This window comes from Roseixanthobacter psychrophilus (genome assembly GCF_043195195.1).
GTDB lineage: Bacteria > Pseudomonadota > Alphaproteobacteria > Rhizobiales > Xanthobacteraceae > NCEH01.
The window spans coordinates 1-18,718 of sequence record NZ_JBAFWT010000031.1 but is presented as its reverse complement, the minus strand read 5'-3'; the positions used below and the strand labels follow the sequence as shown (position 1 = coordinate 18,718).

Here is an 18,718-nt window from a genome sequence, read left to right as displayed (position 1 = left end):
GAGCAAGCGAATTGCCGCGCCCGGCGCGGCCCGTTTTCCACATCACGACCGCGGGCGGGCCTTAAGGCCACCGAGAATGGCCGCCCACGAGGGAACGAACGAGGATAGCCATGGTACAAGCCACAGAATCCGAGGGCTCGTCAAAACGCTGGTTTCAACTCGCGTTTGGCGTGATCTGCATGGCGATGATCGCCAATCTCCAATACGGGTGGACGCTTTTCGTCGATCCCATCGAGGCCGAGCACCATTGGGGCCGCGCGGCCATCCAGACCGCCTTCACCATCTTCGTGCTGACCGAAACCTGGCTGGTGCCGGTCGAGGCCTGGTTCGTGGATCGCTACGGCCCGCGCCTTGTGGTGGCCTTCGGCGGCGTGATGATCGCCGGAGCTTGGGTGATGAATTCCTATGCCGACTCCCTGCTGATGCTCTACACGGCTGCGGTCATGGCCGGCATCGGCGCCGGCTCGGTGTATGGCACCTGCGTCGGCAACGCGCTGAAATGGTTCCCGCACAATCGCGGCCTTGCAGCCGGCATCACCGCGGCAGGCTTCGGCGCCGGCGCGGCCATCACTGTCACGCCCATCGCCCACATGATCCAGGCCCAGGGCTATCAGGCCGCCTTCTTCTATTTCGGCATTGGCCAGGGCACCGTCGTGCTGGTGCTGTCGTTCTTGCTGCGCCATCCCCACGGAAAAATGCCGCCGGCTCCCAAGAAGAGCCGGGTGGTACAGAGCGCGGTGGAATATACTCCGCGGCAGACGCTGGGTCGCCCGATCTTCTGGCTGCTTTACGCCATGTTCGTGATGGTCGCCGCCGGCGGCCTGATGGCCGCCGCCCAGATTGGCCCCATCGCCCATGACTTCAAGGTTGCGGACGTGCCGGTCAGCCTGTTCGGCGTCACCATGGCGGCTTTGACCTTCGCGATCTCGCTCGACCGCATCCTCGACGGCTTCGGCCGCCCGTTCTTCGGCTGGGTGTCTGACCGCATCGGCCGCGAGAACACGATGTTCATCGCCTTCACGATCGCCGCTGGTTCACTGCTGATGCTGGTCTACAACGGTCACAATCCTTATGTGTTCGTGATCTTCTCGGCCGTGTTCTTTGGCGTGTTCGGCGAAATCTACTCGCTGTTCCCCGCCACCTGCGGCGACACGTTCGGCTCCAAGTTCGCTTCCACCAATGCGGGCATGCTTTACACCGCGAAAGGCACCGCGGCGCTTCTGGTGCCGATCGCTTCCATCGTCGCGGCTGCCTACGGTTGGTCTATGGTGTTCGCCATCTCGGTCGGCCTCAACCTGACCGCGGCGTTCCTCGCCATCTTCATCCTCAAGCCCTGGCGCGCCCGGATCTTCGCCCGCACCGCGACGCAGGTGGATGCTGCACCCAAGACCTTCAAGGAACGCACGGCACCCTGAGGAAACGACGGGCCGGCTCGCCTGGCCCCTGTTCATCGCGAAACGGGCCGGCTTGCCGGCCCGTTTTCCTATCGGCTGACCGCGCGTCTCGGGACCGGGCTATTGCTGGCGCACCGCTGGCCGCACGCCCTGCGAACTCTTGACCGGCGAAGGCTGGGGCAAAGGCACCCCGGCGAGGGCCCTTCCCCCTGGCGAGGACGGGGACACGACCGCGCCAAGCGGCACCACAGCGCCCGCCGGGGAGGGGAGCGCGAAGCGAGAAAAGAAGGCCCAGATCTCCTGGCCAGAATCGATGTCCTGGCTGCGCAACCCGAGAAAGGGCTGCGCCAATTCCCCCGTTGTCTCCACTTGGGCGGGCGGCTGGTGGCCGCCGCGATCCACCCGGAACAGTGCGACCTCCGCATTGTCGCGGCAACCTTCCCAGCGGCGCACCGACACCCGCGTACCATCGAGCGGTGCGACGTCCGGCAATTGCGTCACCTGCGCGGCCCCGCATCCATTGGCTTTGGCATAGAGCTGCGCGCTGTCTGGTGCAGACAGCGTGGCCCCGAGCGGGGTCCAGAAGCCGTCCCAGCCGATCACCGGATCGGCGGTGCCATGGATGAACATGATGGGCACCGCCCGCGCCGGACGGCAGGTCTCGCGGGTGTTGGCCGGAGCGGTCGCCATGATCACCGCATAGGCGGCGAAGACCTCGGCATGCTCGCAGGCCATGCGCTCCACCATGAAGCCGCCATTCGAGATACCGACGAGATAGATCCGGCTGGGATCGGCGATCCCCTCCGCCACCAGGCTTTGCGCGAGCATGAGGAGATAAGGCGCATCCTCTCCCGGCCGCAGCGCTGCCTTCAGGCGCATCGCTGCGGGGCGGGAATCGTCCCAGACCCGGCCGATGCCCTGCGGATAAGCAACCACCAGCCCTTCGCGAACGGCGGTCGGTTCCAGGCCGAAATAGCCCATGAAGCTCTGCGAGGTCTGCGCCGCCCCGTGCAGGGCAATGATTGTGGGGCGCGGACCGGCCACACCCTGGGGGCGCGAAAGGAGATAGGTGCGCTTTTCATCGCCCACCTGCAACGTGTGCTCCTGCACCACATTCTTCGGCGCAACGGCGTTCTGCGTCACGGTCTGCGCCGCCAGCGGACCGCAGGACAGGGCCAGGACGAGGGCCGCTCGCGCCGGCAGATAAGCGAACCGCCGTGCCAATTCCGGCAAGCCCCCCGCGCTGCCCGTCTTGCCCGCCGCCCCGGCGGCGGGATCTCGCTTCTTCACCATCAACAGGACCTGTGTCTCTTGTCCGCGACCCGCGCTGCCTTGGAAATCGATCGACCGGGCCCCGGTAGGGCCGGGGCCGATTTGGCGCCCCTGCGCGCCGGTTGCATTCATGTCCACCGCAAGGCGTGGCATAAGCACGTGAAGGTCGCTCTCATGCCCGCGGCTTGCCGAGCTTAAGCCTTGCGCGCTGTCAGCACTGTGGCGCAGGCCAGTTCCAATTGCTTCTCCATCGACAATTCGCTGGCGATGGGATCCTTCACCAGGTCCTGCGGCAATTGCCTGAGGTCTGCAACCGTCATGGCATTGAAGCGCTCCAGCGTGGAGCCAGACAGCCCCTGCGCCCAGCTGTCCAGTATCCATGTCAGGGCCCAAACCGGGTGCATCGAGGGAAACACCGTCACGTCCTCGACCGTCAACTCGTCCTCGAACAGGCGTCGGATGCCCTGCGGGCTGGCGTTGAAATAATGGTGCGGATAGCCGTGCAGCGGCTGGAGGAACGGCACGGAGCAGAACAATTGGCCGCCCGGCTTGAGCACCCGGCTGATCTCGCGTGCGCACCGGAATGGATCGCGTACATGCTCCAGAACCGCCACCGAAATCACTGCATCGAACGTATCGTCGCGGAACGGGAGGCGTTCGCCGACACCGATCACGTCTGTCGAATCATAATTGACGATCTCGAAATTGACCACGTTGCGATAATAGACGTCCCGCTGCCCGGCACCGCAATCGAGCACCAAGCCATCGCGGTGGGTGTCGATGAGATCGCGCACCACCGAGTCGTAATTGTTCGCGGAGACATTGTCGGTATCGACGATCCGATTGTCGGTGCGCAGCTCTTCGGTAAGGAAATTGACCTTACCGTCGACCCAGGCATGGGCCATGTCGGTGCGCAGGAACGGCCGCAGGCGCATCATCTTCAGTTGCCGCGCAAGAGCCAGATGCGGTCCGCCGCGGCGCTGGTGGCGCCCTTCCCGAAGGCCTGTGTGGTCGAAATGGGCACGGCCGGAAGGCAATTCCCCGCTCGCGACCGCCGCTCTCACATCTGGATTCGCTGCCAGATAGCCCGCCTCGTCATAGGTCGAGAGGGTGGCGGGCACGCGTATGACAATCGGATCCATATTTGCCTTGGGTCTCCAACGCCCCAGATCGACCTTAGCCGCTTTGGCGCCGGCGCCCAAACACCGCTCGGCACTTCGGCTGCGGCGCGCATTGGCTGTTGCTCAAGGGCAACACGAGAACACCACGAAACCTACGGAAACATTTTTTTGATCTCGGTCAAATCCGCCACGGGGCGCTGCGCCCAAACATGTGTCCATCGAATTGAAATCTGGGGTAGCAAGATGGGCATGGGAAATTGGGGCCGGGCGGCCCTTGCGGGTCTGGCGGCTTTGGTCGCAACCACGGGCGCCGATGCGGCCGACCTCTATACGCCGGTGAAGGCTCCGGTTGCTCCGGTGGTCGAGCAGAGCCCCTGGATGATTCGCCTGCGCGCGCTTGCAGTGCTCCCCACCGACGGCGGCCACGTGAACAACGTCCCCTTCTCCGACCTGTCCTATTCCGACTCGGTCGTGCCGGAGCTGGACATTAGCTACTTCTTCACGAAGAACATCGCCGCTGAACTGGTCCTCGGCGTGACCCCGCACAACATCTATGGCCAGGGCTCGCTCGCCGGCACCAACGTGGGTCGCGTGTGGCTGCTGCCGCCGACCCTGATGCTGCAGTATCACTTCACCGAACTCGGCGCCTTCAAGCCGTATCTCGGTGTCGGCCTGAACTACACCATGTTCTTCAACCAGGACGCCAAGGACGTGGCCACCCTGGACGTGAAGAACACCCTCGGCTGGGCCCTCCAGGCCGGCTTCGATTATATGATCGACAAGCATTGGGGTGTGAACATCGACGTGAAGAAGCTCTTCCTGGAGCCCGACTTCACCATCACCACCTCGCCCGGCGCGCTGCCGTTGACCGGAACTGCAAATCTCAACCCCTGGTTGATCGGCGCGGGCGTAACTTACCGCTTCTGACGGCCGCGCCGCCGGCCGCGTCCGTCGGCCGGGGCGTGCAAGCCAGGAACCTGAGCGCGGGATTCGTCCCGCGCTTTTTTATACCCCAGCGATAGCCCGCTCCCGCCGCCACAGCGGCAGAGCGGTTTTTTTTGCTTTGCGAGAAGTGCTCCTGCCATCGGTACCCTGGCGCTGGAGGCGCGATCGGGAGTAACGTCCTGTCCGGCACCTTGCGTCGTCCGATCCCTCGCGGGAAATGGCGCGTGATCGGTGTGGACGGGGCGGTTCGCCCCGCCGGACGCTATGGCGCTCGCAAATATTTGCGCTGCGTCATTTTATGCAAATGCGCCGATACTCTCCTTTGGAATCGTTGCGAACTGCCAACGATTGAGATACCTGATCGGTCGATTTTCGGAGGAGGCCCATGGCCGACAGCCCGCTGCGTATTGAGCGTCCGCTCTCTCCCCACCTGCAGATCTACCGACCGCTCTTCACGATGATGATGTCCATCGTGCACCGCATCACCGGCTGCGCCCTGTATTTCGGCACCGTCCTGCTGGTCTGGTGGCTGCTGGCCGCGGCCGGCTCTCCGGATGCCTACGGCACTTTCTCCGCCGTGGCCGGCTCCTGGATCGGGCGGCTCGTGCTGCTCGGCTTCACCTGGGCGCTGATTCATCACGCGCTCGGCGGCATCCGGCACTTCATGTGGGATTTCATCATCGGCTTCGGCCCGAAGGAGCGCGTGCTGCTCGCGAAAGCGACGCTGGCGGGCTCCATCGTCCTCACCCTGGTGGTTTGGGCGATCGGCCTCGCGGTCAAGGGCTGAGGAGACAGCATCATGCACAGTCCCAAAGCGCATACCCCCATGCGCACGCCCCTGGGCCGCGTCCGCGGCCTCGGCTCCGCCCGCTCCGGCACGGACCACTTCTTCCTCCAGCGGGTCACTGGCCTTGCCAACCTGTTCCTGGCGATCGCCTTCATCGCGATCGTGATTTCGCTGGCCGGCGAGAGCTACGCCACCGTGCGTGCCGCCCTCGGCAACCCGGTGATCGCGGTCATCATCCTGCTGACCCTGCTCTCCGTGACCACCCACATGCGAATCGGCATGCAGGTGGTGATCGAGGACTATGTCCATAACGAAGGCGCGAAGGTGCTCTGCATCGTCGCCAACACCTTCTTCACGGTTGCGGTCGGCCTCGCCGGCGCGTTCGCCGTGCTCAAGATCAGCCTGGGAGGCTGACATGGCCGAAACCAACGGTACCAACGGCTCAGCCGCCCCGGGCATCAACGGCGCGGCCTATCCGATCATCGACCACAGCTACGACGTGCTCGTGGTGGGCGCCGGCGGCGCCGGCCTGCGCGCAGTCGTCGGCTGTTCCGAGGCGGGCCTGCGCACCGCCTGCATCACCAAGGTGTTCCCCACACGCTCCCACACCGTCGCGGCCCAGGGCGGCGTCGCCGCCTCGCTCTCAAACATGGGCGAGGACCGCTGGGAATGGCATATGTACGACACCGTCAAGGGGTCGGACTGGCTGGGTGACCAGGACGCCATCGAATATCTGGTGCGCAATGCGCCAGCCGCCGTCTATGAGCTGGAGCATTGGGGCGTGCCCTTCTCCCGCACCGAGGACGGCAAGATCTACCAGCGCCCGTTCGGCGGCATGACCACGCATTTCGGCAAGGGCACCGCCCAGCGCACCTGCGCCGCCGCCGACCGCACCGGCCACGCCATGCTGCACACGCTCTATGGCGCGGCGCTGAAGCACAAGGCGGAATTCTTTATCGAATTCTTCGCCATCGACCTGATCATGGACGAGGATGGCCGCTGCCGCGGCGTGATCGCCCTGAAGCTGGACGACGGCACCATCCACCGGTTCCGCGCCCATACCACGGTGCTCGCCACCGGCGGCTACGGCCGCGCCTATTTCTCCGCCACCTCCGCGCACACCTGCACCGGCGACGGTAATGCCATGGTGCTGCGCGCTGGCCTGCCGTTGCAGGACATGGAGTTCGTGCAGTTCCACCCGACCGGCATCTACGGCTCGGGCTGCCTCATCACAGAGGGTGCGCGCGGCGAAGGCGGCTATCTCACCAATTCGGAAGGCGAGCGCTTCATGGAGCGCTATGCCCCCTCCGCTAAGGATCTGGCCTCGCGCGACGTGGTGTCCCGCTCCATCACCATGGAAATCCGCGAGGGACGCGGCGTCGGCAAGAACAAGGATCATGCCTTCCTGCATCTCGATCATCTGGACCCGGCGATCCTCCACGAGCGCCTGCCCGGCATCTCCGAGAGCGCGAAGATCTTCGCCGGCGTGGACCTGACCCGCGAACCGATCCCGATCATCCCGACCGTGCACTACAACATGGGCGGCATTCCCACGAACTATCACGGCGAAGTGCTGAATAAGTCGAACGGCGACCCTGACACCGTTGTGCCCGGCCTGATGGCCATCGGCGAGGCGGCCTGCGTCTCCGTACATGGCGCCAATCGCCTGGGTTCAAACTCGCTGATCGACCTCGTGGTGTTCGGCCGTGCCGCTGCCCTGCGCGCGGCGGAGACCGTGCGCCCCGGCGAGAAGCATCGCGAACTGCCGGCCAACAGCGCCGACCTCGCCCTCTCCCGCCTCGATCACTTCCGCAACGCCAAGGGCAGCACCGCAACCGCCGAGTTGCGCGGCCGCATGCAGCGGGTGATGCAGAACAATTGCGCGGTGTTCCGCACCGGCGAGATCTTGGACGAAGGCCGCAAGCTGATCCACGACGTGTTCAATGCGACGTCGGATGTGGGCGTCACGGATCGCTCGCTGGTGTGGAACTCGGATCTGGTGGAAACCTTGGAATACGACAACCTGATCGCCCAGGCCGTCGTCACCATGGAAAGCGCCGCGAACCGCCAGGAAAGCCGCGGCGCCCATGCGCGCGAGGACTTCCCGGACCGCGACGACCACAATTGGATGAAACACACCCTCGCCTATCTCGACACGGCGAGCGGCCAGGTTCGGCTGGATGACCGGCCGGTCCACACCTACACCTTGTCCAACGACATCCAGTATATCGAGCCGAAGAAGCGGGTTTACTGAGGGGCGGAGCGCCCCTCGTCGCGAGGTTCCGAACGGGCGGCGCAGCCGCCTTCGTGAAGCAGGATGACCCATGGTTGAGCTCAGCCTTCCGAAGAATTCGCAGATCACCAAGGGCAAGGTGTGGCCGAAGCCCGCCAGCGCGAAGAAGGTGACCGAATTCCACATCTACCGCTGGAACCCGGACGACGGACGCAATCCGCGGCTCGACACCTATTATGTCGACCGCGAGGATTGCGGCCCGATGGTCCTGGACGGGCTGATCTACATCAAGAACAAGATCGACCCCACCCTCACCTTCCGCCGCTCCTGCCGCGAGGGCGTGTGCGGCTCCTGCGCCATGAACATCGGCGGCACCAATACCCTGGCTTGCACCAAGGGCATGGACGAGGTGCTGGTGAAGGGCGTTGTGAAGGTCTATCCGCTGCCGCACATGGAAGTGGTGAAGGATCTGGTTCCCGACCTCACCCGCTTCTACGCCCAGCACGCCTCTATCGAGCCCTGGCTGCAGACCGACACCACAGCCCCCGAGAAGGAATGGCGCCAGTCCAAGGATGATCGCGAACGGCTGGATGGGCTCTACGAGTGCATCCTGTGCGCCTGCTGTTCCACCTCCTGCCCTAGCTACTGGTGGAATGGCGACCGCTATCTCGGCCCCGCAGCCCTGCTCCAGGCCCATCGTTGGCTGTCCGACAGCCGCGACGAGCGCACGGGCTCGCGCCTCGACAATCTGGAAGATCCCTTCCGGCTGTATCGCTGCCACACCATCATGAACTGCGCCCAGGCCTGCCCGAAGGGGCTGAACCCAGCCAAGGCCATCGCCGAAATCAAAAAGATGATGGTGGAACGCCAGATCTGATCGGCTTGCCGGCGCCAAGGCGCCCCCGGCTTCGAGAGAGAGTTTAAAAAACGCGCGGCTCGCACCGCGCGTTTTTTTGTTTCCCGGATGGATGATGCGGGGGGCGCGAGACCGCGCCCCCCGGTCATCTCAGGACTTCTTGGGCGCCTTGGTCTTCGGCTTCGAGGCCACAGCCTTCGGAGCGGCGGCTTTGGGAGCGGCGGCTTTGGCCGGCGAAACCTGATCCGCAGCAGGTGCAGACGCAGCCTCCATCTTCGGTGCGGAAGCAGCGACCTTGGCCTTGGGGGCGGTCTTGACCTTCGGGGCGGTCTTCGGCTTTGCGACAATCTTAGCGCCATTCACCTTGGCGGTCGGCTTCGCAGGAGAAGCGGCCTTCACCGGCTCGGCGGGCACCGGAGCGGTGGTGACCGGAGCGGGCTTGCCCTTCGTCGCCTTGGCAGAAGCGGCGCTGGCAGCGACGGGCTTGGTGACGGCGGGCTTTGTAACGGGACCCTTGGCCGGAGCAGCCTTGGCATAGACGGGCTTGGCAGCAGCTTTGGCCGGAGCCTTTTTGACCGAGGCGGGCTTGGCGGAAATCGGAGCAGCGATCGCGACCGGAGCGGCGACCGGGGCCTTGGCTGCGGCTGGTTTCTTGGCGACTGGCTTCTTGGCGCCAACTGGCTTGGCAGTCGGCTTCTTGGAAGCCGGCGCCTTGGCAGCGGCCTGCGGCACCTCGGCCACGACAGGAGCGGCAGGCTCGACCGTGATCGGCTTGCTGGGAGTCTTCTTGGTGGAAGCCTTCTCGGCGGGAGCGGGCTTGGCGGGAGCGGCCTTGGCGGGCGCAGCCTTCATTGCTGGCGCCGCCTTGGGGGCCGGAGCCTTCTTCGTAACGGGAGCCTTCGCGGGTGCTTTCACAGCGGTCTTGGCAACGGCTGCCTTCGCAGGAGTGGCTTTGGCGAGGCCGGCTTTGGCGGCCGCAGGCTTTGGCGCCTTCTTGTCGGCGGCCTGGGTCAGTGCGGAAGCCGCCAGCGCCTTGATCTCGTCAGGGGTCACGCTCGCGGGATCGCGCAGGGCCCTGGCAGCGATCTTGCTCACCTCGGCGCTCGTCACTTCGCTCTTCGCCATTTCAGCCTCCGAATCAGCCGGTAGGCCCGGACTGCTCACAGAATCGTGTTCCTCCGGCCTAAAGCGATGCATCGCTGGTGTTTCCTTCGATTTGGTTAACGTGGCTGTCGACCACCCGCAAAAACCGCAATCCCCAGCCGTTTGTCGCCTGTACGGGGGACGTCACCGCACTGTCGGATACCCTATCTATGGTTGTGGCAGATGCGATTCGGGGCGGGGAGGGCTCGGTCGCACTTGCCTGGGAGACGTAAAATGGCGCTGGCGCCAAAGCCTTCGATCCTGTTCGTATGCCGTGACAATGCCGGCCTGAGCCTGTTGGCTGAAGCCATTTCCAACCACACCCAGCCGCATCTGCGGGCCTTCAGCGCCGGCCTGATGCTGCAGGCGCGGGTCGATCTCGCGGCGGTGGAATGCCTGCACGCGGAAGGCGTGCCTGCCGATGGCCTCTCCTGCAAACCGATCGAGGTCTTCACCTTGCCCGGCGCACCGCATATCGACGCGGTCGTCTCCCTGGTTCAAGGCGCCCGTGCGAGCGTCGAGTGCAGCGCGTTGCGGCCGAGCGCTCGGCATCATCATCATTGGCAAATGGAAGATGTGTCCGACCTCGGCGACATTCACGAGCGCCGTCTCGCTTATCGGCGGCTGCTGCCCGACCTGCGCGCGGCCATCGGCGTTCTTGGTGCGCGGACGTTCGCCGCTGCCGCCTGACGGTCCCTGGCGCCGTCGTGGCTTGGATCGTTCGCCGCCAACGACCATAGTGTTCGACGAGGCCGGACCGGTTCGCTCAATTGTGGGGCCGGCTCGACCAAGGGCCGATGAGTGAGACTCCTCGGCCCTTGGTATCAGCGACGCCTTCAGACGGCGATCTGGCCACCCAATTCGTCCTCGATATGGATGCGGATGATCTCCTCAAATGAGGATTCCGCACGGAAACCCAGCGAAAGCGCCCGCGCGGGATCGAAATTGCGCGGCCAGCCGGCAACGATCTGCTCGATCACCGGATCCGGCTCGCGGCGGATGAGGGAGACCGCCCGCTGCCCCGCCACCCGGCGGAGGGCTTCGATCTGCTCACCAACGGTCACAGAAAGCCCCGGCATGGTCAGGCTGCGGCGGGCACCCAGCGGCACCGTGTCCAGGGTAGCGGCGTGAAGCAGAAAGCCCACGGCCGAGCGCGGCGAGGCGTGCCAGTGGCGCACATCCTCCGAAACCGGCAGGATCGCTTCCTGCCCCGCCAGCGGCTCACGGATGATGCCGGAGAAGAAGCCCGAGGCCGCCTTGTTGGGCTTGCCCGGCCGCACGCAAATGGTGGGGAGGCGAATGCCCACGCCGTCGAAGAAGCCGCGCCGGGAATAATCCGCCAGCAGCAGCTCGCCCATGGCTTTCTGCGTGCCGTAGGAGGTCAGTGGGGTCAGGAAGAACTCGTCCCCGATGGCATCCGGGAACGGCGCGCCGAACACCGCGATGGAGGAGGTGAAGACCAGCCGCGGCTTGTAGCCCTCGATGGCCCGTACCGCCTCGAAGAGCGCCCGGCTGCCGTCGAAATTGATTCGGTACCCCTTCTCGAAATCCGCTTCCGCCTCGCCCGAGACGATGGCTGCGAGATGGAAGATCACGTCGGGGCGCGACGACACCAAGGCCGCCGCCTCACCCGGCACCGCGAGATCTCCCACCCGCGCCTCGATGGGGAACGGAGCGGAAATGGGGATCGGCGCGACCACGTCCTGGGCGGTCAGGTGGCCGATGGCCTTGCCGCCCAGCGACCCGTCGCGCGCGAGCCGTTCGATGAGCTTGCGGCCGACCATGCCGGCGCCGCCGATAACCAGAATGCGCATGTAGAAGACTCCTGAAGGGGCATCGCTGCGCGGAGCTCGGGCGCCTAGAGCGCCCAGCCGCCGTCGATGATATGGATCTGCCCGGTGGTGAAGGCGCTCTCGTCGCTGGCGAGATACAGCGCAAGCGCCGCGATCTCCTCGGCGGTGCCGAGCCGGCCCATGGGCTGGCGGCCGACGAAATCCGCCCGCACATCGTCCAGGCTGCGCCCGGTCGCGGCCGAGACGGCGGCGATGCGCTCGTCCAGCGAGGGCGACTGGATGGTGCCGGGGCAGATGGCGTTGGCGCGGATGCCTTTGGTGATGAAGTCCGCGGCGATGGACTTGGTCAGCCCGATCACAGCCGCCTTGGTGGCGCCATAGGCGTAGCGGTTCGGCACGCCGCGAATGGAGGAGGCGGCGGAGGCGATGTTGACCACCGAGCCCCTGCCCTTTTCCAGCATGCCCGGCAAGAAGGCTTTCAGCGTGCGATGCATCGACTTCACGTTGAGGTCGAAGGAGAAGTCCCAATCCTTCTCGCTCGTGTCGAGGATCGATCCCTGGTGCACGTAGCCGGCACAATTGGCGAGCACGTCGATGGCGCCGATCTCGCGCGCCAGCGCCTCCACGGCTGGCGTGCTGAGCACGTCGAGCGCGCGATGCTCGCCCTTGAAGTCGGCCACTTTCGCGGCGTCGAGGTCGGTCGCAACGACGCGCGCGCCTTCATTCGCGAAGGCCTCCGCAATCGCCCGCCCGATGCCCTGCCCTGCCGCCGTCACGAGGCAGGTCTTGCCGTCCAAACGTCCACCCATGGCATTTCCTCTTGCATTGATTCTTGGGGTTGCGTTTCACAGACCGGCGCGGATGTCCTCCAGCCGGCGCTTCTGCTGCCCGTCGGGGCTGAAATTCTCCGGCGCAAGCCAAGCCTCGAATGCGGCGCGCACCGCCGGCCATTCATGGTCGAGCATGGCGAACCAGGCCGTGTCGCGGCTGCGGCCCTTAACGATCATGTGCTGGCGGAAGATGCCTTCAAAACTGAAACCAAAACGCAGTGCCGCCCGGCGCGAAGGCGCATTCAGCGCGTCGCACTTCCATTCATAGCGGCGATAGCCGAGGTCCTCGAACACATGGCGCGCCATGAGATACATGGCCTCGCTCGCCGCCGCGGAGCGTTGGAGCGCGCGGGTGAACAGCACATTGCCCACCTCTATGACCCGGTGCGCCGGCTCGATCCGCATATAAGCGGCATGGCCCAACGCTTTGCCGGTCGCCGCGTCGAGGATGGCGAAGAGCAGAGGGTCGTCGCGCAATGCTGCGGCCTCGTAATAAGCGCGGAACGCCACGGGATCAGGAAAAGTGCGCGAAATCAGATACGTCCAAAGCGCCGCATCACCCGCGCCATGGGACGCGGCATAAAGCTCTGCCGCATGGGCGGCAGGGTCGAGCGGCACCACATGGACCAGGCGGCCGATCAGCGGCACCCGCGTCGGCGCGGCCGCCGGGCCACCCTCAAGGATCGCGCCGAGGGGTTGCCCCTCGGCCGCACAGGTCTCGGTCATATTGCAAACCTAGTGATTGTCGCGCGGCACGCCCATTGTCTGAGCCACACGCTGATATTTCACCGCCGGCTTCAAGACCATGCCCTCGTCGAACTGAGCCACCATGCCGCGCTGAATTTCCTGCCAGGGGGTCTGGCTGGCGGGAATCGGAAAGCCGCCCTTGGCCTCCAGCTCGGCGCGGCGCTGCGCCAGTTCGGCGTCCGAGAGCAGCATATCCGCGGTTCCCTTGCGCAGATCGATACGCACCCGGTCACCGGTGCGCAGGAGCGACAAGCCGCCGCCCGCCGCCGCTTCCGGACAGGCATTGAGGATCGAGGGAGAACCGGACGTTCCCGACTGGCGTCCGTCGCCGATGCAAGGCAGGGCTGAAACTCCCTTCTTCAGCAGCGCTGCCGGCGGCTGCATGTTCACCACTTCCGCGCCACCCGGATAGCCCAGCGGCCCCGTGCCGCGAATGAACAGCAAGGTGTGCTCGTCGATGCCGAGCGAGGGATCCTCAATGCGGTGGTGGTAATCCTCCGGCCCCTCGAACACCATGGCCGGCCCCTCGAAGGCATCGGGATCTGCCGGGTTGGAGAGGAAGCGGGCGCGGAACTCATCCGAGATCACGCTGGTCTTCATGATGGCGTTGTCGAACAGATTGCCGCGCAGCACGATGAAACCGGCATCTTCCTTCAGTGGCGTGTCATAGGCTCGGATGACCTCACGATCCCAGGAAAATTTGCCCGCGCAATTTTCGCCCATGGTGCGCCCGTTCACGGTCAGCGCGCCTTCGTGGATCTTGCCCTTGGCGATGAGTTCCGCGACCACGGCGGGAATGCCACCGGCCCGGTGGAATTCTTCGCCGAGATATTCGCCGGCGGGCTGCAGGTTCACCAGCAGCGGGATCTTGTGGCCGACCTCCTGCCAATCGTCCACATCCAGCTTCACGGCCACATGGCGCGCAATGGCATTGAGGTGGATCGGCGCATTGGTGGAACCGCCGATGGCGGAATTAACGCGAATGGCGTTCTCGAACGCCTCACGGGTCAGGATGGCGGAGGGGCGCAAATCCTCCCAGACCATGTCGACGATGCGCTTGCCGGTCTCATAGGCGATCTGGCCGCGCTCGCGATACGGCGCGGGGATGGCGGCGCACCCGGGCAGCGACATGCCGAGCGCCTCGGCGAGCCCGTTCATGGTGGAGGCGGTGCCCATGGTGTTGCAATGACCGACCGAGGGGGCGGAGGACGCGACGATATCCATGAAGGTGTCGTAATCGATATCGCCCGCCGCGTGCTGGGCGCGCGCCTTCCACACCACGGTGCCGGAGCCGGTGCGCTCCCCCTTCCACCAGCCGTTCAGCATCGGCCCGCCGGAAAGCACGATCGCGGGAATGTCCACGGTCGCAGCCGCCATGATGCAAGCGGGCGTGGTCTTGTCGCAGCCGGTGGTGAGCACCACGCCGTCGAGGGGGTAGCCGTAGAGGATCTCCACCAGGCCGAGATAGGCGAGGTTGCGGTCCAGAGCGGCGGTGGGGCGCTTGCCGGTCTCCTGGATCGGATGGACCGGGAATTCGAACGCAATGCCGCCCATAGCGGCGATGCCCTCACGCACCCTTTTTGCCAACTCGATATGGTGGCGGTTGCACGGCGAGAGGTCGGAGCCCGTCTGTGCAATGCCGATGATCGGCTTGCCGGATTGCAGCTCAGCGCGGGTGAGACCGAAATTGAGGTAGCGCTCAAGATAGAGCGCGGTCATGCCGGGATTGTCGGGATTGTCGAACCATAATTGGGACCGCAGCTTGCGACCGTGCAGCTCGGGTTGATCTCCCGACCTTTTTTCATTCTCGGACATCGACGTCTCCCGTCCCTCCGGCCTGATAAGTAGCTCGGCCGGCATTTTCAAACGATTTGATTTTTCGATATATGCGCCCGCCCCCAGGCGAAATCAACGCATTTGGAAGCGTCCCAATCAGTCGGCGCCGACCACGCCGATCTTGCGCAATGCAAACGTTTCCCACGCTGCCGTCGCCAACAGGCCCAGCGTCGCGCAGCCCGCGAGCACAAGGGCGCTGGCAAACGGCGCCAGCAGGCAGGACAAGAGAATGACGCCCAGCCCCACCAGGTGCGACAGCGGGAAGCGCCGCAGCAGCGGCCATTTGAACAGGCCGACGCCCAGCAGATACAACGCCGGGCCGCCAAGGATGACGGCCGCCGCCGCCCCGCCCGGCACGTCTGCGGGATGGGCGAGCAGCACCTCGTCCGACACCGCGCATAGGATGATGCCGAGCACGATCAGCATGTGCAGATAGGTATAGGCGAGGCGCGCCTGCCGGCCCGGATCGTCGGAGGAGGTGATTCGGGCAGTGCTGCGCTCGGCGCCGGTGTCGAAATAGATCCACCACATGGCCACCGTGCCGAGGAAGGCCACGAGGAAGGCGCCCATATTGATCGCGCTCCACGGCAGTTCCGCGAACGTGGCGCCGGTGACCAGGATCGACTCGCCAAGGGCGATGATGACGAACAGGGCACATCGCTCGGCCATATGGCCGCCTTCCACCGTCCATTCCGTGGTCTGCGACTTGCCCAGGCCGGGAACGAAGAAGCCGAGGATCGGCGCCGCATTCTCCAGCACCAGCGCGAGCGCCCATAAGGCAAGCCGGCCATTGCCGTCCGCCAGCCCGCCGGCGATCCAGAATGCGCCGATCACGAGATGCCAGGCGAGGATGCGCTGGAAGTTGCGGCGCAGCGCCGGGTCCTCGTGGCGCAGCGCATGGAACATGTAGGCGGAGCGGCCGCACTGGAAGACGGCGTAAGCGCAAGCGAACGCAAGGCCGAGGTCGCCGAAAGCCGCGGGCAAGGACATGGACATCACCAGTCCCGCCAACATCAGCAGCAGAAGCAGGAGGCGCACCGGCGCCTTGTCCGGATCGATCCAGTTGGTGACCCAGGCGGTGTCGATCCAGGCCCACCAGACCGCGAGGAACAGAAACACCACCTGCAGTGCCCCCATGGGGTCGAGGTGGTGCAGCAGGGTGTGGGACAATTGCGTGACCGCGAACACAAAGACGAGGTCGAAGAACAATTCCGCGAAGGTGACGCGGTGATGCTCGCCCTTGGTCTCCCGCAGGATGGTCCGCGTGTTCCAGCTCATGCCCTGCCCGCTCCTTGTGCTGGGCCCATCTCAGGGGCAAGGGCCGCCAAGGTCAACAGACGCTGGAGCTAGACCTCCGCCCATTGGCGCAGGAGGTTGTGATAGACGCCCGTGAGCTGCACCGCCGAGGGGTGGCTGGGATGGTCCTGATTCAGGCGGATGATGGCCATGTCCATGTCGAACAGCAGCGCCCGCTGGATCACATCGCGGATCAGGCTCTGGGTCCAGAAGAACGATGCGACGCGCGAGCCGCGTGTGATGGGCGTGACGTGGTGCAACGATGTCGCGGGATAGATGATGGCATCGCCCGCCGGCAACTTCACCTGATGGGAGCCGTAGGTATCCTCGACCACCAATTCGCCGCCGTCATACTCCTCTGGGTCGCTGAGAAACAGCGTGGTGGAGACATCCGTGCGCATGGCAAGGCCGGTGCCTCGCACCACGCGGATGGCATTGTCCACGTGCGAGCCGAAGGTCATGCCAGCATCATAGCGATTGAACATGGGCGGCATGATCTGCTTGGGCAACACAGCCGACATGAACAAAGGCGAGCGTTCCAGGGCGGCGTGCACCATGGCCCCCAGATCCGCCGCTTCGCGGCTGCCGTCGGCAAGCTGGAGATTGCGCTTCACGGCCACCGACTGGAAGCCGGCAGTCGCCCGCCCGTCGGCCCAGGCGGCCTCGGCCATGACGGCCCGGCATCGCGCCACCTGCTCCGGCGTGAGGACGTTGGGAATGTGGATCATCATGGCCGGCGTTCCTGGAAGGCGAAAATAAAAAGACCCGCACCGCCGGAGGTCACCAGGCAGTGCGGGTGCTGCGAAAGCGAGCCTTCAGGTCAGAAGGTCGCCCGCGCGGTGAGCGCCGCGTAGCGGCCGGCAGCCGGCACGGCATGGCCACCGTAATACTGCGCGTAATAGAGTTCGTCGGTGATGTTGTAGACGTTCAGCTGAAGCTGGAAGTTCTTGGTGAACTGATAGCTCGCCATGGCGTCGAAGGACCAATAGGAGGGCACGTACACCGTGTTGGTCGTGTTGGCGAATGTATCGTCATTATAGGTCGCACCGCCGCCGACAATGAATTGCGGGGTGATATTGTAGCTCGTCCACATGGAGAAGGAATTTGGCGGCGTGTTGGGCAACTGCTTACCGACCTGAGTCTGGTTCGCCAGGGTGCCGGGGCCGACGCTGAGGATCTCCGACTGCAGATAGGTGTAGCTCGCGGTGAGGTTCCACTTGTCGGTGATCGCGCCACCGGCGCTGAGCGAGATGCCCTGAACCTCTTGCTCGCCGCCGAGCACCGTGGGCGGGAGGCCGGCGGTGGGATCGGTGGGCACGCGTGTGTTGGTCTTCATGGTTTGGAAGGCAGAGGCGGTAAGGATCACCCGGCCGTCCAGAACCTGCGCCTTCACGCCGCCTTCCAGGGTGGTGTTTTTCTCCGGTGCGAGGGTCACCGTCCCAGAGTCAAGCACACCGTATTCCGACGACGGGTTCGATGAGGTGCCGTAGGTCACATAGATGTTGACCGTTTCGATCGGGCTGAAAATTGCGCCGACACGGTAGTTGAACAAGCTCTCGGAGTTGTTGAGGCGCGTTATCGGCGGAGTGCCCGTCGCTGAGAACGCCTGATACTCGGTATCGGCATTGTCCCACCGGCCAGTTGCCATCACCTGCCAATATTTGCCGATCTTGATCTGATCGCCCCCGTACAGGGCAACGTTGCTCATGGATGTATCGTTGGTGGTGGGTATGAAGGTGGTGTAGCCGCCGACCCCACCATTCAAGGATACATTGATCGGATTAGCGAGGCTGGTGCGGCAGGCAACGGCTGTCTGATTGCAAAGGTTGTAGCGCACTTGAGAGCGGGTTTCGTGCGACGCCTCGATGCCCGCATTCATGGTGTGCTCGAAAATCCCAGTCTGGAACTTCGCCACCATGTCGGTGATGTTTGTGAGGTTGGTGCTGTCCGTCTCTGTCTGGAAGCGCTGTCTGCCGATGGTCATGAGCGAGACGGGATAATTGTAATATTGCGCCGGCAGAGGGCTGGCAAGCGCAGCGTTACTAGAAGTTCCAAGGGTGCGTGGAGCCGTCACCCGGGCCATGCGATCGTTCGTCGTGTAGCGCGTACCGTTTGTCAGCGTCACCCAATCGTTCAGCTCATGCTCGAACTGCAGGGTCGCGACATTGGTGCTGGTTGTCACGCGATCGCGCAACGGGCCGTTGGTGATCCCATACCAATTGCTGCGGTTCACCGGGACCGGGGTGGTTGCCTGACCGTTCCCGTAATATCCGCCTACGCTTGCGCCGAAATTAGCCGCTGAGGTGGAGAGCGTCGGCGCCGGCAGGTAGGGCACGCCGTAGTCCGGCACACCGTCCTCATACTGGTAATAATAGGACGCCGTCATCGTGGTGCGGTCGGAAAGGTTGACTGTCACCGATGGCGCGACACCCCAGCGGGTTGCATTGACATTGTCCCGATCCGCA

At 64.7% G+C, this 18,718-nt stretch carries 17 protein-coding genes; 7 read left to right on the top strand and 10 right to left on the bottom strand.

Annotated elements, in window-relative coordinates; translation table 11 throughout:
* Nucleotides 1-110 precede the first annotated feature (110 nt).
* Nucleotides 111-1,415: an oxalate/formate MFS antiporter gene (oxlT, locus tag V5F77_RS21455; RefSeq protein WP_429007389.1), complete on the top strand. Its 1,305-nt coding sequence runs from the start codon at nt 111-113 to the stop codon at nt 1,413-1,415.
* A gap of 99 nt (nt 1,416-1,514) precedes the next feature.
* Here oxlT and V5F77_RS21450 read toward each other — a convergent pair whose 3' ends face one another.
* Both V5F77_RS21450 and V5F77_RS21445 read right to left on the bottom strand, forming a co-directional pair.
* Complete coding sequence (locus tag V5F77_RS21450; RefSeq protein WP_429007388.1) at nt 1,515-2,687, bottom strand: alpha/beta hydrolase family esterase; 1,173 nt, start codon at nt 2,685-2,687, stop codon at nt 1,515-1,517.
* Nucleotides 2,688-2,860: 173 nt separating this feature from the next.
* Nucleotides 2,861-3,808 (bottom strand): class I SAM-dependent methyltransferase, encoded by a 948-nt coding sequence (locus V5F77_RS21445; RefSeq protein WP_429007387.1) that lies wholly within the window; start codon nt 3,806-3,808, stop codon nt 2,861-2,863.
* A gap of 222 nt (nt 3,809-4,030) precedes the next feature.
* On the opposite strand from V5F77_RS21445, the gene V5F77_RS21440 reads away from it, so the two are divergent.
* The 5 genes from V5F77_RS21440 (at nt 4,031) to V5F77_RS21420 (ending at nt 8,629) form a co-directional block, all read left to right on the top strand.
* Nucleotides 4,031-4,714 (top strand): OmpW/AlkL family protein, encoded by a 684-nt coding sequence (locus V5F77_RS21440; RefSeq protein WP_429007386.1) that lies wholly within the window; start codon nt 4,031-4,033, stop codon nt 4,712-4,714.
* 403 nt (nt 4,715-5,117) lie between these two features.
* Complete coding sequence (sdhC, locus tag V5F77_RS21435) at nt 5,118-5,519, top strand: succinate dehydrogenase, cytochrome b556 subunit (protein ID WP_429007385.1); 402 nt, start codon at nt 5,118-5,120, stop codon at nt 5,517-5,519.
* A gap of 12 nt (nt 5,520-5,531) precedes the next feature.
* Nucleotides 5,532-5,933 carry a succinate dehydrogenase, hydrophobic membrane anchor protein gene (gene sdhD / locus V5F77_RS21430; protein ID WP_429007384.1) on the top strand — a complete coding sequence of 134 codons (402 nt, stop codon included), beginning with the start codon at nt 5,532-5,534 and terminating at the stop codon, nt 5,931-5,933.
* 1 nt (nt 5,934) lies between these two features.
* Nucleotides 5,935-7,773, top strand: a complete 1,839-nt coding sequence (gene sdhA, locus V5F77_RS21425; RefSeq protein ID WP_429007383.1) for a succinate dehydrogenase flavoprotein subunit — start codon at nt 5,935-5,937, stop codon at nt 7,771-7,773.
* Between the two features lie 70 nt (nt 7,774-7,843).
* The gene (locus V5F77_RS21420; protein ID WP_429007382.1) at nt 7,844-8,629 is read left to right on the top strand and encodes a succinate dehydrogenase iron-sulfur subunit; all 786 of its coding nucleotides are present in this window, start codon (nt 7,844-7,846) and stop codon (nt 8,627-8,629) included.
* Between the two features lie 129 nt (nt 8,630-8,758).
* Here the strand turns inward: V5F77_RS21420 and V5F77_RS21415 are convergent, their stop codons facing one another.
* Nucleotides 8,759-9,733 (bottom strand): hypothetical protein, encoded by a 975-nt coding sequence (locus tag V5F77_RS21415; RefSeq protein ID WP_429007381.1) that lies wholly within the window; start codon nt 9,731-9,733, stop codon nt 8,759-8,761.
* A 252-nt stretch (nt 9,734-9,985) separates the two neighbouring features.
* Here V5F77_RS21415 and V5F77_RS21410 point away from each other — a divergent pair, with 252 nt between their 5' ends.
* Nucleotides 9,986-10,441: an arsenate reductase/protein-tyrosine-phosphatase family protein gene (locus V5F77_RS21410; protein WP_429007380.1), complete on the top strand. Its 456-nt coding sequence runs from the start codon at nt 9,986-9,988 to the stop codon at nt 10,439-10,441.
* A gap of 146 nt (nt 10,442-10,587) precedes the next feature.
* On the opposite strand, the gene denD is transcribed toward V5F77_RS21410, so the two are convergent.
* From denD to V5F77_RS21375, 7 genes are all read right to left on the bottom strand, one after another.
* The gene (gene denD, locus V5F77_RS21405) at nt 10,588-11,565 is read right to left on the bottom strand and encodes a D-erythronate dehydrogenase (RefSeq protein WP_429007379.1); all 978 of its coding nucleotides are present in this window, start codon (nt 11,563-11,565) and stop codon (nt 10,588-10,590) included.
* Between the two features lie 44 nt (nt 11,566-11,609).
* A complete protein-coding gene (locus V5F77_RS21400) occupies nt 11,610-12,353 on the bottom strand; it encodes an SDR family oxidoreductase (RefSeq protein WP_429007378.1) in 744 nt (247 codons plus the stop codon).
* 36 nt (nt 12,354-12,389) lie between these two features.
* Nucleotides 12,390-13,100 carry a GNAT family N-acetyltransferase gene (locus tag V5F77_RS21395; RefSeq protein ID WP_429007377.1) on the bottom strand — a complete coding sequence of 237 codons (711 nt, stop codon included), beginning with the start codon at nt 13,098-13,100 and terminating at the stop codon, nt 12,390-12,392.
* A 9-nt stretch (nt 13,101-13,109) separates the two neighbouring features.
* Nucleotides 13,110-14,936 (bottom strand): IlvD/Edd family dehydratase, encoded by a 1,827-nt coding sequence (locus tag V5F77_RS21390; protein WP_429007376.1) that lies wholly within the window; start codon nt 14,934-14,936, stop codon nt 13,110-13,112.
* A gap of 117 nt (nt 14,937-15,053) precedes the next feature.
* The gene (locus V5F77_RS21385; RefSeq protein WP_429007375.1) at nt 15,054-16,235 is read right to left on the bottom strand and encodes a low temperature requirement protein A; all 1,182 of its coding nucleotides are present in this window, start codon (nt 16,233-16,235) and stop codon (nt 15,054-15,056) included.
* Nucleotides 16,236-16,303: 68 nt separating this feature from the next.
* The gene (locus V5F77_RS21380) at nt 16,304-16,984 is read right to left on the bottom strand and encodes a Fe2+-dependent dioxygenase (protein WP_429007374.1); all 681 of its coding nucleotides are present in this window, start codon (nt 16,982-16,984) and stop codon (nt 16,304-16,306) included.
* An 89-nt stretch (nt 16,985-17,073) separates the two neighbouring features.
* On the bottom strand, nt 17,074-18,718 hold a 1,645-nt coding region (locus V5F77_RS21375), incomplete at its 5' end, for a TonB-dependent receptor (protein ID WP_429007373.1).

Coding starts and splice junctions, on each gene's coding strand:
- oxlT (WP_429007389.1), top strand. CDS start 111: ATGGTACAAGCCACAGAATCCGAGGGCTCGTCAAAACGCTGGTTTCAA.
- V5F77_RS21450 (WP_429007388.1), bottom strand. CDS start 2,687: ATGGTGAAGAAGCGAGATCCCGCCGCCGGGGCGGCGGGCAAGACGGGC.
- V5F77_RS21445 (WP_429007387.1), bottom strand. CDS start 3,808: ATGGATCCGATTGTCATACGCGTGCCCGCCACCCTCTCGACCTATGAC.
- V5F77_RS21440 (WP_429007386.1), top strand. CDS start 4,031: ATGGGCATGGGAAATTGGGGCCGGGCGGCCCTTGCGGGTCTGGCGGCT.
- sdhC (WP_429007385.1), top strand. CDS start 5,118: ATGGCCGACAGCCCGCTGCGTATTGAGCGTCCGCTCTCTCCCCACCTG.
- sdhD (WP_429007384.1), top strand. CDS start 5,532: ATGCACAGTCCCAAAGCGCATACCCCCATGCGCACGCCCCTGGGCCGC.
- sdhA (WP_429007383.1), top strand. CDS start 5,935: ATGGCCGAAACCAACGGTACCAACGGCTCAGCCGCCCCGGGCATCAAC.
- V5F77_RS21420 (WP_429007382.1), top strand. CDS start 7,844: ATGGTTGAGCTCAGCCTTCCGAAGAATTCGCAGATCACCAAGGGCAAG.
- V5F77_RS21415 (WP_429007381.1), bottom strand. CDS start 9,733: ATGGCGAAGAGCGAAGTGACGAGCGCCGAGGTGAGCAAGATCGCTGCC.
- V5F77_RS21410 (WP_429007380.1), top strand. CDS start 9,986: ATGGCGCTGGCGCCAAAGCCTTCGATCCTGTTCGTATGCCGTGACAAT.
- denD (WP_429007379.1), bottom strand. CDS start 11,565: ATGCGCATTCTGGTTATCGGCGGCGCCGGCATGGTCGGCCGCAAGCTC.
- V5F77_RS21400 (WP_429007378.1), bottom strand. CDS start 12,353: ATGGGTGGACGTTTGGACGGCAAGACCTGCCTCGTGACGGCGGCAGGG.
- V5F77_RS21395 (WP_429007377.1), bottom strand. CDS start 13,100: ATGACCGAGACCTGTGCGGCCGAGGGGCAACCCCTCGGCGCGATCCTT.
- V5F77_RS21390 (WP_429007376.1), bottom strand. CDS start 14,936: ATGTCCGAGAATGAAAAAAGGTCGGGAGATCAACCCGAGCTGCACGGT.
- V5F77_RS21385 (WP_429007375.1), bottom strand. CDS start 16,235: ATGAGCTGGAACACGCGGACCATCCTGCGGGAGACCAAGGGCGAGCAT.
- V5F77_RS21380 (WP_429007374.1), bottom strand. CDS start 16,984: ATGATGATCCACATTCCCAACGTCCTCACGCCGGAGCAGGTGGCGCGA.